Annotated in this window: 10 protein-coding genes; 6 read left to right on the top strand and 4 right to left on the bottom strand. The window is 62.0% G+C overall.

Annotated elements, in window-relative coordinates; translation table 11 throughout:
- Nucleotides 1-435 (top strand): type VII toxin-antitoxin system HepT family RNase toxin, encoded by a 435-nt coding sequence (hepT, locus tag ABH15_RS09595; protein WP_128694115.1) that lies wholly within the window; start codon nt 1-3, stop codon nt 433-435.
- Between the two features lie 149 nt (nt 436-584).
- Here the strand turns inward: hepT and ABH15_RS09590 are convergent, their stop codons facing one another.
- The 3 genes from ABH15_RS09590 to ABH15_RS09580 all read right to left on the bottom strand — a co-directional run bounded on the left by ABH15_RS09590 (nt 585) and on the right by ABH15_RS09580 (nt 6,303).
- Entirely contained in the window at nt 585-1,115 is a 531-nt protein-coding gene (locus ABH15_RS09590; RefSeq protein ID WP_128694114.1) for a flavodoxin domain-containing protein, read from the bottom strand.
- A 248-nt stretch (nt 1,116-1,363) separates the two neighbouring features.
- On the bottom strand, nt 1,364-3,370 hold the full coding sequence (locus ABH15_RS09585; RefSeq protein WP_128694113.1) for a polyprenyl synthetase family protein: 2,007 nt from the start codon (nt 3,368-3,370) through the stop codon (nt 1,364-1,366).
- Nucleotides 3,371-3,663: 293 nt separating this feature from the next.
- The gene (locus ABH15_RS09580) at nt 3,664-6,303 is read right to left on the bottom strand and encodes a PEP/pyruvate-binding domain-containing protein (protein ID WP_164913706.1); all 2,640 of its coding nucleotides are present in this window, start codon (nt 6,301-6,303) and stop codon (nt 3,664-3,666) included.
- Between the two features lie 225 nt (nt 6,304-6,528).
- On the opposite strand from ABH15_RS09580, the gene ABH15_RS09575 reads away from it, so the two are divergent.
- Together ABH15_RS09575 and ABH15_RS09570 are read left to right on the top strand one after the other, a co-directional pair.
- Complete coding sequence (locus tag ABH15_RS09575) at nt 6,529-6,936, top strand: Hsp20/alpha crystallin family protein (protein ID WP_164913705.1); 408 nt, start codon at nt 6,529-6,531, stop codon at nt 6,934-6,936.
- Between the two features lie 247 nt (nt 6,937-7,183).
- Nucleotides 7,184-11,512 carry a PAS domain S-box protein gene (locus ABH15_RS09570; protein ID WP_128694110.1) on the top strand — a complete coding sequence of 1,443 codons (4,329 nt, stop codon included), beginning with the start codon at nt 7,184-7,186 and terminating at the stop codon, nt 11,510-11,512.
- 204 nt (nt 11,513-11,716) lie between these two features.
- Here ABH15_RS09570 and ABH15_RS09565 read toward each other — a convergent pair whose 3' ends face one another.
- Entirely contained in the window at nt 11,717-12,256 is a 540-nt protein-coding gene (locus ABH15_RS09565) for a small multi-drug export protein (RefSeq protein ID WP_128694109.1), read from the bottom strand.
- Between the two features lie 189 nt (nt 12,257-12,445).
- Here ABH15_RS09565 and ABH15_RS09560 point away from each other — a divergent pair, with 189 nt between their 5' ends.
- The 3 genes from ABH15_RS09560 to ABH15_RS09550 all read left to right on the top strand — a co-directional run bounded on the left by ABH15_RS09560 (nt 12,446) and on the right by ABH15_RS09550 (nt 14,317).
- Entirely contained in the window at nt 12,446-12,997 is a 552-nt protein-coding gene (locus ABH15_RS09560) for an HdeD family acid-resistance protein (RefSeq protein ID WP_128694108.1), read from the top strand.
- Between the two features lie 186 nt (nt 12,998-13,183).
- Nucleotides 13,184-13,600, top strand: coding sequence for a hypothetical protein (locus ABH15_RS09555; protein WP_128694107.1), 417 nt, complete (start codon nt 13,184-13,186; stop codon nt 13,598-13,600).
- Nucleotides 13,601-13,960: 360 nt separating this feature from the next.
- Nucleotides 13,961-14,317, top strand: a complete 357-nt coding sequence (locus ABH15_RS09550; protein WP_128694106.1) for a DUF5518 domain-containing protein — start codon at nt 13,961-13,963, stop codon at nt 14,315-14,317.
- Nucleotides 14,318-14,723 lie beyond the last annotated feature (406 nt).

The following is a 14,723-nucleotide window of genomic DNA, read 5'->3' as shown; positions in this document are numbered from 1 at the left end:
ATGACGCAGTATACGGGGATCACCGGTCATCTGCGGGAACTCGATGAGGCGACCGGGGACTGGGAGCGGTACCAAGCCATCACGCTCGCAGAACTGAAGGCCGACCGGGACAGGCGGAATATGGTGCTGCACGCGCTTCTCGTCAGTGTCCAGGCATCGATCGATATCGCCAACCATCTGGTCGCAGCCCGGAGTACCCGGCGGCCTGAAACCTACCGGGAGAGTTTTGCAATCCTCTGCGAGGAGGGGCTTATCCCGGAAGATCTCGCCGATCAGCTCTCGGATCTTGCAGGATTCAGAAGTGTTCTGGTTCACGTGTACTGGAGACTGAACCTCGATGAGGTCTATGGGGTACTGCAGAATGACCTGCAGGCCGTGAACCGGTTCAGAGACCTCGTCAGGGCGATGCTCCGGAGCCACCTCTTTCCGGAGTGACGGCACAGGAGACCTGCCCACCCGATACTGAGGGAAGGACACCTATCGGAAAATGCGCCCGATGCCCTCTTCGTGAAATAGCAGCTCTCCGACTATGCACTCTTCTGCGATGCCGACCTGTGCACGGAGTGATCTTTTCCGCTCGACGTTCAGGACTCTGCCGGCACCGCCAGCGCCCGCAGAATGCCGCCGGTCCAGGCCTCGATATCGTCCCAGTTCCGGAAATCGCCCTCGGGAAGGAGGTCCCGCCCGGCCGGCAGTTTTCGGATGAGCCGGTGGCTGAAACCAAGTTTGGCCGGGTCGAGGGCACCGAAGAAGACGCGGTGGTCACGCGGGTGGATTGCCTCGCGGAACTCGCCGATCTCTTTTGGCTCGAGCCCGGGATCCTCCGTCGAGGTTACCTCCTGCCCGAGCTGTAAGGGGCCGCTCGAGAAGAGCCAGACCGGCCGGTCTGCGAGAGCGGCGCGGTTCTGCCGCACGAACTCAACTGCGTCGCCCATCCAGTGCCCCATATAGACGGCGCTGCCGATCACGACGGCGTCGTAGTCGTCAAGACGCGGGGCTGCACCGACACTCCGGGCATCCGCGGCCACGCCCTGCCGGCGGAACGTTTCGGCGATGAACTCCGCAATCTCCTTCGTGGATCCGTACCTGCTCGCATAAAGAACGATTACTTTCATGGTCGACCGGCCTCCCTCGCGGTTCAGAAAGGCATCTGATCCCCCACACCTCATAAGGGTAACGAATCATGCTGGTGTGCGATCGTCCCGGAGCCATCGGGATCGCGAGGGGCGTATGCGCATCAACCCCCTGCAGTCCGAAAAAGGCCGGCCGCTGGAAGAGGAGCAAAGCCTGCGAGACTCCGTTCCGCTACCCGGGCAGCCTTCCCGTCCGCCACAGGCATACCGGCCGGGATCCGCCCCGCCCTTCAGACTTCATACGCCATCTGGATCAGGTTTGCGCAGACCACGCGGAGCATGAGTTTTGCCGGTGAGGGAGGGATATGACAGGAGAACTGCTTCCAGGCCTCCTCGATCATCTCCACCGCCTCCTGCGTGCAGCTCTCCACCGCTCCTGACTTCCTGACCAGCGCTATCCCCTCGGCAAGAACCACTTCGTCCTCCCGCAGCTCCGGAGTGCAGAGGATATCCTTCAGCCTCGCCGACTCCAGCCCATTGAGCATCCATATCGCCCGGATTATCGCGTAGGTGGGCTTGCCTGCCTTCAGGTCCTCGCCCTGCACCTTCCGCCACTCCGGCGAGTCGCTGAAGTTCAGCACGTCGTCTATGATCTGGAAGACGACGCCCATCGCCCTTCCGAACGCAAGGCAGGCCTCCTTCTTTTCGTCGGCGAGGTCCAGGAATGTTGCCGAGAGCGCAGCGACCCCTTCGGTGGCCGAGGCGGTCTTGTAGGAGTACATCTGCAGGAGCTGCGCATCGAGGCTGCTTTCCAGCCACAGGTCAAGATTCTCCCGCGAGATGGTGCCCGACCAGTAGATGTCCTGTGCCTGGCCGAGATGCGCCTTGAGCGAGGTCTCCGTCATCAGCATCAGGATTCTGTAGCGCTGCCCGTCAGTCAGCCCCTCGGAACGGGCCACGACGCTCTGCGGGAAGAAGTACAGGGTGCTTGCCGCGTTGATGGCGACATCGATGCCGTAGCGGATATGGATGCACTCCTCCCCCCGCCGGAGGATCGACTGATCCTCGATGTCGTCGATGATGAGCGCCGAGGTATGCAGGAGTTCGGTGAGAATGAAAAGCCGCTCGACATCTTCGTCCATCGGAACACCCATCGCCTCGGCTATCAGGAAACCGAATATAGGCCTCCAGTGCTTCCCGTTTCTCGAGAGCAGATCCCATACCGGCTTTGCAATCGTCTCGGTCATCGGCGTGCAGTCCAGTATCGGCTGGTGCCTGCCGAAGAGGGCATCGCACCATCCGCAGTTGATCGCTCTCGGAAACATCCCGGCCAGTCCGGTGTCGATCTTCTCATGGAACCGGCCGAGGAAGTCGGAGAGGTTTCGTATGTAGCCGCACCCGTAGACCTCGAGCTGCCCCCGCCCCGCCACGGCCATACCGCCGATCTCGCCCGCAACAGTCCCCGACCCTTCCCAGATGCCGCCCGATATCCCGATCAGCTCGATCTCCTGCGGATCGATCTCGGGCGAAAAGGCCAGCCGGCACCCGATATCGGAGACGGTAAACGCCCATTCGACCGGGTAGTGAATGTGGGTCTTTCCGCTCTCCCAGAACCGCAGCGGTTCGAGCTCGAAATCCGAAAAGTACCGGGCATCATCGCCCTCAAAGAGGATGCAGAACTTCGCTTCCGTCTCGCCGGACTCGATCTCCTTTCTGTGCATAAAGAGCAGGCTCCGGCCATCGTCGAGGTTGACACCGCACCAGTCCCAGCCAAGGGGAGCGGATATCCCGTCCCGGTTCTTCTTCGCAAACCAGGTATCCCCCCCTGCCTGGCAGTCGAACCATGCCTCCCCCGCGATCGCCTCGTCGCCGTAGCGCCCCGTAAGCACAAGACGGGGGCAGGTGACGTACTCCATGCCGATCCCCTCCCCGTCAGGGAGCAGGCCGGGGATATCCACGAACGGGACTTCCGGCTGTAAAAGAAGCGAGACCGACTGACCGCTCCCGGGATCCGGAAAAGCCACCGATATCGCAGACGGTGCAAACGAGAGCGATGCAGCCTCCCATGCCAGTCCGTCCGGCGAGATCCGCATCGGGGCATCCCGGCAGGAGAACGGCGGGTAGAGCCCGTAATCGGCGATCTCTTTCTGTATCGTCTCTGCGATGCATCGGTTGATCCGAAGCGTCTCCGGGAGATCCCCGAGCCTCTCCAGGTACCAGGCACGCGAGTTCTCATCGAGGAGAATCTCTTTGCCGTGCTCTCCCGTCTCCGGGTCGATGACGGAGCAGAGGTACATCGAGCCCGGCGTGCTGTTCCCCGGCAGGTGCAGTGAGAAGAAGCAGACGACAAAACTCCTCCGCCGGCAGTCCTCTCCGGAAAAATAGCCCTGGATATACCACCACTTGACCAGTCGGCTCTCATCATCGGGGCGATTGAATACTGACGGGTGAACGGGGAACGTCTGATCGCATTTCAGTTCGGTAACGGCCTTCTCCTCCCTTGGTTAAGATCAGCTTATGTCGCCATATAAAGTTTGGGAAAGACCGATACGAAGCCTGATCGCGAAATAGCACGATTTGAAGAGATTTATTACCCGCTCAGACCGTCTATCCTCACCGTTCCGAGGCTGCCGTTCACCTCCACCACCTGCCCGTCCGAGAGTATCGCGGTGGCGTTCTCGATGCCGACCACACAGGGTTTTCCGTACTCGCGGGCGATGATCGAACCGTGCTGCAGGAGCCCGCCCACCTCGAGGATGATGCCCCCCGCGGCGATGAACATCGGTGTCCATCCGGGGTCTGCTGCCCCGATCACCAGGATCTCCCCGGGAAGGACTTCTTTTTCACCGGGATAGCGGAGTACTTTCACCGGGCCGCGGGCTGTTCCCCCGGAGACGCCGTAGCCCAGGAGTTCCCCGGGCGCCGGTTCCCTTGCCGGCGGCTTATGGATACGGCCCCATGAATCGATGAGCGCGGGAAAGCGACGGCATCTCTCGACCCGCCCGTACTCCGCCCGGTTCCTCTCGATCTTCCCCCGCAGATCCGCACCGGGGCTCTCAAGGGCGTGCCCGACGTCGTCTATGCCGAGCAGGAAAACGTCTTCTACGGACTCAATCCGGCCTTCAGCCGCGAGGTGCCTGCCGATCTCAAGCGCCCTCTTCCGGACGCGGGAGGTGACCACGACCAGGTAGTACTTGTGATCCTCGCGCAAACCCCCGAAGGCGTCGAGCACCCTGCAGAGGTGCCTGAAGTACCAGGCCTTCAGGCGCCCCCGTTCCCTACAGTAGGCGTGAAGCTCCGCATATGCACGCTCCCGGTTCTCCTGCATCTCAAGGAACCGTTCCCGGCAGTCGGCCGGGCGGATGTTTCTCGCCTGGGCCAGAAGGAGCAGCAGGTCGCCTGCATATCCTTTCGCGGCCGGGTCGATCTCACGCGGCCCCCGGCAGCCGTAGGCCTCCATGAACTCCTCCAGCGCTTCCATGAACGGTTCCGGCATCTCGTTCCGCCGTATGCGTTCTGCCAGGGCAGAAAGATCCGAAAAGAGCACGGGATCGATCTGCTCTGCCAAGCGGTGCATGGATCGGCCCATCTCCGTCGTGACGTTGCCCGGATGCGCCCGGTCGAGCAGTTCTGCCAGCCCCCTGATATCGGGTGACCCGTCCGCGAACATCCGCCGCAGGAGCAGGCGGGCGCCTTCCGAACAGATCAGCGTGGCTCCCGTCGATTCCTTGACAAGCCGCACGACCAGCCGGCCGGACGCATCGCAGAACTCCCGCAGATCCAAAAGTCCCGCTTCGAGATCCTCAAGGGCGGTCTCGAACCGTTGCACCCGTCCTGCATACTGCCTCTGCAGGCGGCCGGGGAAGAGGAAACCCAGCACCGCCCTCCCGATCAGGTCTTTCGAACGCCAGAGCGAGGAAGAGACGATCCGCTTCATCTTCTCCGGCCGCTCCGGGCTGCGCCACTCACGGGGGTCCAGCGCCCGTATCGCCTCCGCTGCCGATGCGTCAAGGCCTTCGAACTGCAGGGCAATCACCCGGGGATTCTCCAGCCAGAGGAGGTTCGAGATGTTGAGGTAGATCCTTCCACCGAGCGTCTGCCCGAGGCCTTCTCTGATGTCGCTGCCGATTCCTCTAACCCCGGTCAGGTCTTCCAGCGTATACGCCAGGATGCGATCGAGCCAGGAGGATCCGAAGGGCGAAAGAGAGCCCTGCATGCCGTGCTCTATCAGGGTGATGTCCATGTAGAGACGGCGGGGTTCTCCGGGCGGCGTCAGCAGCCTCTCATCGAGGGGGATGAGCGCCGTTACCGGCCGGGCCTGCAGGAGGTAGCAGGCATCGCCCGAGAACGTCCATTCGAGATCGACCGGATGGCAAAAGAGTGCCTCGGCCTCCCGCACGAGATCGCGCACCCGCCGGACTTCCCCGTCGGTGAGCGACCACTCGCCGCTCCGGTAGCCGACCCGCTCCTCGATGCCCCCGTCGGGTGAAAAGAAGAGCGAGATCTGCTTCTCGCCCCGCTGTTTTTCGAGGAGCCCGTCCCCGTACTTCTCAACGACGTAGAGGTCGGGCGTGGCGCGTCCCGACACGATGGTTTCGCAGAGTCCCCAGTTCGCGTTGATGACGAGCTCGTAGCGGGAGTTGGTCTCGGGGTTTGCCGAGAAGGCAACCCCTGACACCCTGCCCGCCACCAGGTGCTGTACGATGACCGCGATCTCGTCATCACCGACAGAGAGCCCCAACTCCCTCCGGTACCGAAAGACCCGGGGCTCGAACTGTGATGCGAAGACGTCCCGGATGGCCGATTCCAGCTGCTCTTTGCGGACTCCGAGCCTTGTGCGGTACATGCCCGCAAATGCCGCATCGGCCGCATCCTCGCCGGCTGCAGACGAACGGACGGCGTACAGCCCGTCCGGCAACCGCTCCAGCGCCCGGCAAAGATCCTCTCGCTGCGACTCGGAGAACGCAAGCGTGCCGCACTCGGCCGCTACCCGCCTGGTAGCGTCGTCCCTCTCTTCTTCATCGGCAGCGAGGAGGTTCTGCCAGGCATCGGTCTTTTTGAGCGACACCGTCCACTCCGCAAAGAAACCTGCCGCGAGGACGAAGCCCGGCGGGACAGGAAGGCCGCTTTGGATCATCCGGTGCAACGATGCCGCCTTGCCTCCCACTGCCCGGCCGGCATCGGCATCGCCTTCGCCGAGGAGTATGACGGAACTGCTGGATCCATCCATGCCTGACAGGGTTTTGTCCTCCCCGCAGTTATGTGCATTGCTCTGAGCGGGGGGACGGTTTGCCGGAGGCGGACCGCCGTGCCGGCACCTGATGCCCGCCATGGGAAACAACATATATAGGCAGGGGTGTAGGAGACGGCTGCAGAATAACCGGGAGTTTTGGCTATGGAAGATAAAGAATCACCATACGAGTGTCGATGTGCATTTAACGAAAGTATATGCGAGATGCACAGGCGGTTCCACGAGATGATGGCGGAGGCCGGGAGAGCCGGGCAGCAGATACTGCCCGTGATCCGGGGCGTGGGGATTCCGGTCGATGTCCGGGAGATCGAGGGCGAGGTCGTGGTCGTCGCCGACCTCCCGGGGATGAAGAGCAGCGACGTCACGATACGGCTCACCAGCCCGGAGACGCTGCGGATCACCGCCCGGCGAAGAGAGGTGCCTGAAGAAGCAGGAGAAGGCTACGTCATCAGGGAGCGGGTCTCCGGCGAGATGACCAGAACCGTAAACCTTCCCGCAGACGTCACGGACGAGGGTGCATCGGCCGCCTTCAGGAACGGCGTGCTGACCGTGCGGCTGAAGAAGGTTTCCGGGGAAGAGGGGATCGAGATCCCGATCGGCGAGGAGGACTGACCGGCCGGGAAACGCCGAAAACCGGGATACACCTGCGGGATGCAGGGCCGGTACACCGTGATCCGGGATACCTTCCGGTATCTCCGTGCTGGAAAGACCGGGCGTGAAGAGCACGACTCTATACGTGCCGTACCCCTCCGATCTCTGATTGTCGAAGGCAGGAGCGGGGGTAGATCCGTCCCGGTTAACGGACGTTCCACAACTATAAATAAACAATAACCACAGGTAATTTTGTGGAGTTCTGCCGATGACCCCGTCCCCCGGCGCTTCTGCCGAACTCTGGCCGGCCTCGCAGATTCTCGACCTGCTTGATGAGGGCGCGCTGCTGGTCGGTCAGGAGAACCGTATCGTCTGGATCAACAGAGCGCTACAGCACTGTCTCGAGGTCGATCGGGACACCCTTATCGGCAGCGACGCCGGGGAGTTCGCAGACCGGTTTCTCCTTCCCCGGATCGTCGAAGAGGAGTGCAGGGGGAAGATCTCCGCATCGCTCCGTGAGCGTGCCGATCTCTTCGACCTTGCCTGCACCATCCTGACCGCAGAAGGCCGAGAGCGGAGTATCCACTTCTCCAGCAGGGTCGAGGGGGATGGCCGCGTGCAGCTCGTCCGGCTGCAGGAACTCACCCGGCCGGAAGGCGAGCAGGAGATGCTCACAACCATCCTCTCCTACCTGCCGGAGACGGTGAACATCCTGGACAGGGATCTGCGGTACGTCTACGTGGACAGGGGGTTCGCCCGCCAGCTCGGCCGCGAACCGCACGAGATGGCGGGAAAGACCTGGGAGGAACTCGGGTTTTCGACGGAGGGGGCAGGCCCGTACTTCGAGAAGGTCAGGGAGGTCTTCACCACCGGACGACGGGTGCGGGGAGAGGTCCGCCACGCCGTCATACGGGATATCGAGTACAGCGAGTACATCTCAGTCCCGATCCCCGGCCCCTCGGGCAGGGTCGAGCGGGTCCTGACGGTCTCTCGCGACATCACCGACCGTAAACGGGCGGAGCGGGAACTGGCGCACAAGCACGAGCTCTTGCAGACGATCATCGATACGATCCCGGTGATGATCGCGATCTATGATCCGAACCTGAAGACGTTCCGGTTCAACCGGGCTCTCCGGGAGACGCTGGGCTGGACGGAGGAGGACGCAACCGGCGGCGATCTCATGGCGCTATGCTATCCCGACCCCGGGTACCGGGAGACGGTCGGGCGGTTCATGCAGTCGCTGAAACCGGGGTGGCGGGATTTTGCATTGACCGCAAAGGACGGTTCCCTCGTCGAGAGCTCCTGGGCAAACATCCGTCTCTCCGACGATACCCAGGTGGGCATTGGGATCGATATCCGGGAACGTACGGCAGGAGAGCGGGCGCTCCGGGAGAGCGAGGAACGGTTCCGCGGCATCTACGAGAGGGCCGGGATCGGTATTGCTCTCGTGGGGCTTGACGGACTTATCATCGATAGCAACCCGGCCTTCCAGGAGATGCTCGGGTACCGTCCGGATCAGCTCCTCGGCAGGCATTTTGCCGACATCACCTACCCCGACGACCTGCCGGAAGATGCGGCGCTCGCAGCGTCTCTCGTTGCCGGAGAGATCGACGCCTACCGGATGGAGAAACGCTACGTGCGAGGAGACGGGCAGATCATCTGGGTAATGCTGACGGTATCCCTCATCAGGAACGAAGAAGGGAGCCCAGAGTCCGCTATCGGCATGGTCGAGAACATCTCCGACCGCAAGCAGATTGAGGACGCCCTCCGGGAGAGCGAGGAGCGCTACCGTTCTCTTGTCGAGGTCATGCCGGATGCCGTCGTCGTGCACCGGCATGACGGCACCATCGTTTACGTGAATCCCGCCGGTGTCCAGATTGCAGGTGGGAAAGGGCCTGAAGAGATCGTGGGCAGATCGATTTATATGTTCGTCCACCCCGAGTACCGTGATTTCGTCGCCGACCGGATCCGCCAGATCTTGCAGGAGGGCACAGCTATCCCGGTATTCGAACAGGTGCTCCTGACCACCGCAGGCCAGACCATCTGGGTCGATATCACGGCGACCCCTATACGCTACCAGGGCCAGCCTTCTATTATGGTAGTTTACCGGGATATCACCGAACGTAAACAGGCCGAAGAGGCTCTGATCCTCGTGAAAGATTACAACCGGGCTCTTATCGAGGCGAGCATCGATCCGCTCGCCACCATCGATCCCGAAGGCCGGATCACCGACGTGAACGCCGCTACCGAGAAGGTGACCGGCTACTCCCGCGACGAGCTGATCGGCACGGATTTTTCCGGGTATACCACCGACCCTGACCGGGCACGTGCGGGATCGCAGAAGGCCTTTGTGGACAGCGAGCTTCGCGACTACCCGATGGAGATCCGGCACCGCGACGGGTGGACGACACCGGCGCTCTTCAATGCCGCCGTCTACCGGGACGCGCAGGGACGGGTGGCCGGCATCTTTGCAGCGGCGCGGGACATCACCGAGCGGAAACAGGCGGAGGCAGCTCTCCGGGAGCAGGCCGAAGAGCTCACCCGGGTGAACCGGGAGCTGGACGAGGCGCACCGGGAGGCGAACCTGTACCTCGATATCCTCACCCACGACGTGCGGAACGCAAACAACGTCTCCACGATGTATGCCGACCTGCTGCTCGACCTGCTGGAAGGCGAGCCGAAGACCTACGCACAGAAACTGCACGAGAGTATCTGGCGGAGCACCGAGATCCTCAGAAACGTCGCAACCATCCGCCGGATCCACCAGGAGTCGGCCGAACTATCGCCGCTGGACCTCGACGCCGTCATACGGGAAGAGATCGGAACGTTTCCGGCGGCGTCAATCCGCTATGACGGCCGGCCGGTTGTGGTCTCCGCGGACGGTCTCCTCTCGATGGTTTTTACGAACCTGATCGGGAACGCCGTCAAGTTCGGCGGCCCGGACGTCCGGATCACCGTCCGGGTGGAGGAACGGGACGGCGAGGTGCTGGTCTCGGTCGAAGACACCGGCCCCGGTATCCCGGACGAGGTGAAAGGGGTGCTCTTCCGCCGGTTCGAGCGGGGACTCGGGCACGGGAGAGGCGAAGGCCTCGGGCTCTACATCGTCCGGACGCTTGTTACGCGCTACGGCGGCAGGGTCAGGGTCGAGGATCGGGTGCCCGGAAAACCAGAGGAAGGGGCGGCGTTCCGGTTCACCCTGGTCAGGGCTCCACGGGACGAGGCGGCAGCAGTACGGATGAACCCCTCGCCACGAGAGGGGAACCCGGCAGGGAGCCATGATACGGCATGCGGCTATCTCCGCTCGATCGTCGAACTCGTGAAAGATGCCGTTCTCGTCGCGGACGATGCCGGATACCTCCGGGAGGCCAATCCTGCGGCCTGTACCCTGCTCGGGTATACCCGGGAAGAGCTGCTGCAGCGGCCGATTTTTGCTATCTGCAGAGATCGGGAAGCAGGCCGCGAGTTCTGGCAGGGGTTCCTGAAAAGAGGCGTACTGCAGGGTGAATGCGAGCTCCTCCGGAAGGACGGCACCATAATCGGCGTGGAATGCAACGCTGTGGCCCGAGTAGCACCCGACATGCATGTGGTCACCATACGGCCGGGACCCGGACAGACAGAGGTTGAGGAGATGCTGCAGTTCGAGCGCGATCAGCTCCTCTCGATCTTCGACGGCCTTGAGGAGATCGTCTACGTCACGGATCCCACAACCCATGAGATCCTGTATGCAAACCCCTTCTTTACAAAAATGCTCGGGAGGAACGTCGTCGGCGGGATATGCTACCGCGAGTTCCAGGGCCTTGAGGCGCCATGTCCGTTCTGCACCAACGATATCATCCTGCGGCAGAAACCGCAGCCCCACCGGTGGGAGTACTATAACCCGATTCTCGACGTCCACCTGGATATCGTCGACCGGATCATCCGGTGGCCCGACGGCCGGGACGTACGGCTCGAGGTTGCGATCGATATCACCGAGCGGAAGAAGACCGAGTTTGCCCTGCAGGAGAGTGAAGAGCAGTTCCGTGCGCTCCTCGATGCGACGCCCGACGCCACGACACTTATCGACCGGGACGGTACCATTCTTGCCCTGAACGAGGCGATGGCCGCACGGGTCGGGAGGACGGTGGAAGAACTCCGCGGAACGTGTGTGTACGACCTCTTCCCGCCCGATCTGGCCGCATCCCGGAGGAGGTGGGTTGACGAGGCCTTCTCCTCAGCAAGACCCGTCCAGATGACCGACGAGCATGCGGGGAGGTTCTTTGATGTCATCCTCTTCCCGGTTCAGAGCGCGGACGGGCAGGTTAAGCGGCTCGCGGTCATCTCCTCCGACGTCACCGACCGAAAGCAGGTCGAGGAGATCCGGCGGGAGGCCTACGACCGGATCGAGCGGAACATGGAGCAGTTCGCGATCCTCGGCGATCACGTCCGCCACCCGCTGCAGGTCATGCTTGCCCGGGCGGATCTTATGGACGATCCGGAGACGGCGGAGAAGATCCGCGAGCAGGTCCGGCGGATCAACGGGTATATCAAGGACCTCGACCGGGGCTGGATTGAGTCCCGAAAGATCCGGGAGTTTCTGCGGCGGAATGAGATGGTGTAGGGGCAATCAGGCCGGGGTGACGGCGACCCTCGAGGACGGGAAGAAGAGGGGAGGCGCTATTCGGCGTTCTGCCCCTATCTGCAAGCCCCGAAGCGATGATCGGGAGATATCTCCCGCGGCACAACGTCCATAACGGACAATGGTACAGAGAAACCCTATCGCCGGCAGGTGAGGCGATAATGGCGCACGCCTCCGCCGCACCCTTCAGAAGACGATACTGATAAACCCGAATGCGAGTAAGAGGACGAAGACGACCACCCCGATCCAGCCGATGGTGATGAAGAGAACCGACTGGAGCCGGTTCCACCGGAGAAGCCAGGCGATCACGATGCTGGTGTAGAGGCCGATTATCGGCAGTGCAGGGAGAACGATGAGCGAAACGGCTCCGTACCGCGATGCCCAGGGGAACTTTCGCATTCTCGCTTCGATCTTTGCGAGGAACCTGCGAACCCGCTCCGATGTCATGGCGAAGGTATCGCAGATCGTCAGGATCCCGAGAACCGCCCCGAGCTCCACCAGGGTCATGATCACGAGAATCTCCCAGGGCGCCATCCCGAGCCCCGCCCCGGCAAAGGCGCCGTTCGCCTGCAGAACGACAGTCGAACCGATCAGCGCCAGCACCCGCCCGACCGGGATGCCGGCCGCGTAGCCGAAGAGGAGCGGCAGGAGCACGGAGAGTACCAGGATGAACGCCAGTGCCTCTGCGGCCTGCCGCAGCCAGATGATCACCCCAGAGAGATTCATGTGCTGGTACCGTCCACACCCCGATCGGATTCTCTTTTCGCAGGTATAGGGAACGGCAGATAGTATAAAAGCATGCCGCATGTCCCGGCCGGGGATCCCGGTTTCGCCCGCAAACAGGCTAACGCTTCTCGGTCGGTGCAGAGCAGATATATTTATATAGCGTCACCGAACCTCTTGCCAGGTATTGTTATGGCTAACGTAAAATTCAGTGCCGGCTCTCCCGGGGCAGGCGCCGTTGCTACGCCGCCCCGCTGGCTCGTGCTGCTGCTCGGCATCATTGCGCTCCTCTTCGGCATTCTCTTCTTCGTCTACCCCATGCAGACGTTGACGTTGCTCATCACATTCCTCGGCATCTACTGGTTATTCAACGGTATCGTCGTGCTCATCAGCCTCTTTACGGATACGACCGGACGGGGCTGGAAACTCCTGATCGGTATCCTTGGTATCCTTGCAGGAGTTCTCGTGCTCGCCTATCCCCTCTACAGCGCAATCCTCATCCCGACCATCCTTGCCATATTCATCGGGGTTGAGGGGCTGATCATCGGGGCAGTCTACCTGATACAGGGTTTCTCCGGCGGCGGGCTGGGAACCGGGATTCTCGGCATCATAAGCATCATCTTCGGGCTGCTCCTGATAGCATACCCGCTCATCGCCGCCGCCGGCCTGATACTGCTCTTTGCGGGACTCGCCATCATCGGCGGCATCGCGGCGATCATCCTCGCGTTCCGGATGCCGGGGTGATAGGAAAGGGCTTTATCTCCCTTTGTATCCGCTCCTCCGGAGGGGGCGCTTCCCGTCCGTGAGGAGACGGGCACGCCCCTCGCCCGATGGGTGGAACACCGAAAAACAGGCATTCAGATACTTTTATATAATAGTCACCATTATCCGCCTCCGGGCAGTAATAGCCATTCTGCTCGGGAGATAGGTATGAAAACGTGGATATTTTTCATCGCTGGAATCCTCATTCTGGTCTGTGCCGCTGCAGGGTGCACCCAGCCGACCGAGGAAGAGGCGGAGGCACAGCTCTGCCAGGATCTTGAAACACTCGGAGTAGCACTTCAGAACATGCAGGACCTCAATGCAACCTCTTCGGTGGGAGATATTCGGGACGCACGAGATGAGGTCGCATCCGCCATGGAGGCCGTCAGGAACTCTGCTTCCGAGCTCGGTGGCGTCCGGGTCGACGAGCTCAACGCGGCGTACGATAACCTCGACCGGACCGTGCAGAGTCTTCCCGACGATGCAAGCGTCGTCGAAGCCATTCAGACCGTCCGCCCGGAGATGCAGGCCGTCCGGGACGCCCGGCGGAACCTCACTGCAGAGCTGAACTGCACACAGCAGTGAGGGGCGGGCAGGAACCCGGAGCCAAGGAACAGATGGAGCCAGCGGCCGGCCGGCGTGAAGACCGATGTACAGCAGGAGAGGTGGAGAGAGATCCGGTGGGTACCAGAGAAAGCGGTGTCCGGGATAACGGAACGCCGGGGCTTCTCTTCTCTCCATGAGCGAAGATCCGTTACGATACCCGGGAACTGCCGGTACAGCGATCCGGCCTCCATGCAGACGGGCACGCCCGTCTCTCCGGATCCCATACCCGCCGGCCGCAACAATTATAACCGCACTTTTATATCTCATTGCGAATATTCAGATTCGGTTCTCATAGCGGCATCCAGCCAGACCCGCGTGGAGAACCGGGAGATACGATAGATGCCAAAAGGGGATCCACGGACCTTCTGGGTCGGGGTGCTTATCGGGCTTGTTGCCGCACTCATCATCAATGTCCTGATAGCGATCGGCGGTGCGTTTGTCGGGGGTATTGTCGCGGGCTGGATCGCCGCGGGAGGAAAGAAGACCGGAGGAAAAGCAGGCGTCTACACCGGCCTCTTAGATGCACTCGTCCTGGCGGTGTACCTCACGGTGCTGGGCATGGAAGCCGCTCCAAGCGACCTCGTCCTTCTTCGCTTCCTCGGATCGACGCTCTTCATCACGCTGATGCTCTTCCCGCTCCTCGGCTTCGTCGGCTACCTGGGAGGGGTGCTGGGAGGTGCCCTGAAGGAGCGCTGAATCCGGAAAACCGCTCAAGGATGTGAAGGGGGTTGCATCCGGTTGGCGATGGTCATCTCCGGGCCGGATCTGCTCTTCGCCGACGGCCTTGCAGACAGGGATCTCCGGGTCACGGAGCATCGGCGTGCTGCCCGCACAGATCCTGCCCCGGGCGGCAGTCGTGATTGAGATTGCCGCAGCGATCTCCTTCATTCTCCGGCCCCTGTTCTCTGGACGAACCCTCACACGCTCTCTGGAGAAGCAGGAGTGACCTGCCGCTTCCGGAGAACCGCCCCTCCGGGAGAGGCGTTCCAGGGTCTCCTATCTGCACCGGAAGGAGAGAACGGAGAGGTTTCCTGAAGAACCCGCCAGCCCCCGTACGACCGATGCGAGAACAGGTATCCCGCATCCCGGCCTGATCGAGAGA

The organism is Methanoculleus taiwanensis, assembly GCF_004102725.1.
In the GTDB taxonomy this organism is placed as follows: domain Archaea; phylum Halobacteriota; class Methanomicrobia; order Methanomicrobiales; family Methanoculleaceae; genus Methanoculleus_A; species Methanoculleus_A taiwanensis.
Note: the sequence above shows the minus strand (reverse complement) of the source record. Positions and strands in the feature narration are given on the sequence as shown.

Excerpts from the sequence above, each read along its gene's own strand:
- ABH15_RS09560 (WP_128694108.1), top strand. The coding sequence starts at position 12,446 with ATGGCTAACGTAAAATTCAGTGCCGGCTCTCCCGGGGCAGGCGCCGTT.
- ABH15_RS09575 (WP_164913705.1), top strand. The coding sequence starts at position 6,529 with ATGCACAGGCGGTTCCACGAGATGATGGCGGAGGCCGGGAGAGCCGGG.
- ABH15_RS09585 (WP_128694113.1), bottom strand. The coding sequence starts at position 3,370 with ATGTACCTCTGCTCCGTCATCGACCCGGAGACGGGAGAGCACGGCAAA.
- ABH15_RS09565 (WP_128694109.1), bottom strand. The coding sequence starts at position 12,256 with ATGAATCTCTCTGGGGTGATCATCTGGCTGCGGCAGGCCGCAGAGGCA.
- hepT (WP_128694115.1), top strand. The coding sequence starts at position 1 with ATGACGCAGTATACGGGGATCACCGGTCATCTGCGGGAACTCGATGAG.
- ABH15_RS09590 (WP_128694114.1), bottom strand. The coding sequence starts at position 1,115 with ATGAAAGTAATCGTTCTTTATGCGAGCAGGTACGGATCCACGAAGGAG.
- ABH15_RS09580 (WP_164913706.1), bottom strand. The coding sequence starts at position 6,303 with ATGGATGGATCCAGCAGTTCCGTCATACTCCTCGGCGAAGGCGATGCC.
- ABH15_RS09570 (WP_128694110.1), top strand. The coding sequence starts at position 7,184 with ATGACCCCGTCCCCCGGCGCTTCTGCCGAACTCTGGCCGGCCTCGCAG.
- ABH15_RS09555 (WP_128694107.1), top strand. The coding sequence starts at position 13,184 with ATGAAAACGTGGATATTTTTCATCGCTGGAATCCTCATTCTGGTCTGT.
- ABH15_RS09550 (WP_128694106.1), top strand. The coding sequence starts at position 13,961 with ATGCCAAAAGGGGATCCACGGACCTTCTGGGTCGGGGTGCTTATCGGG.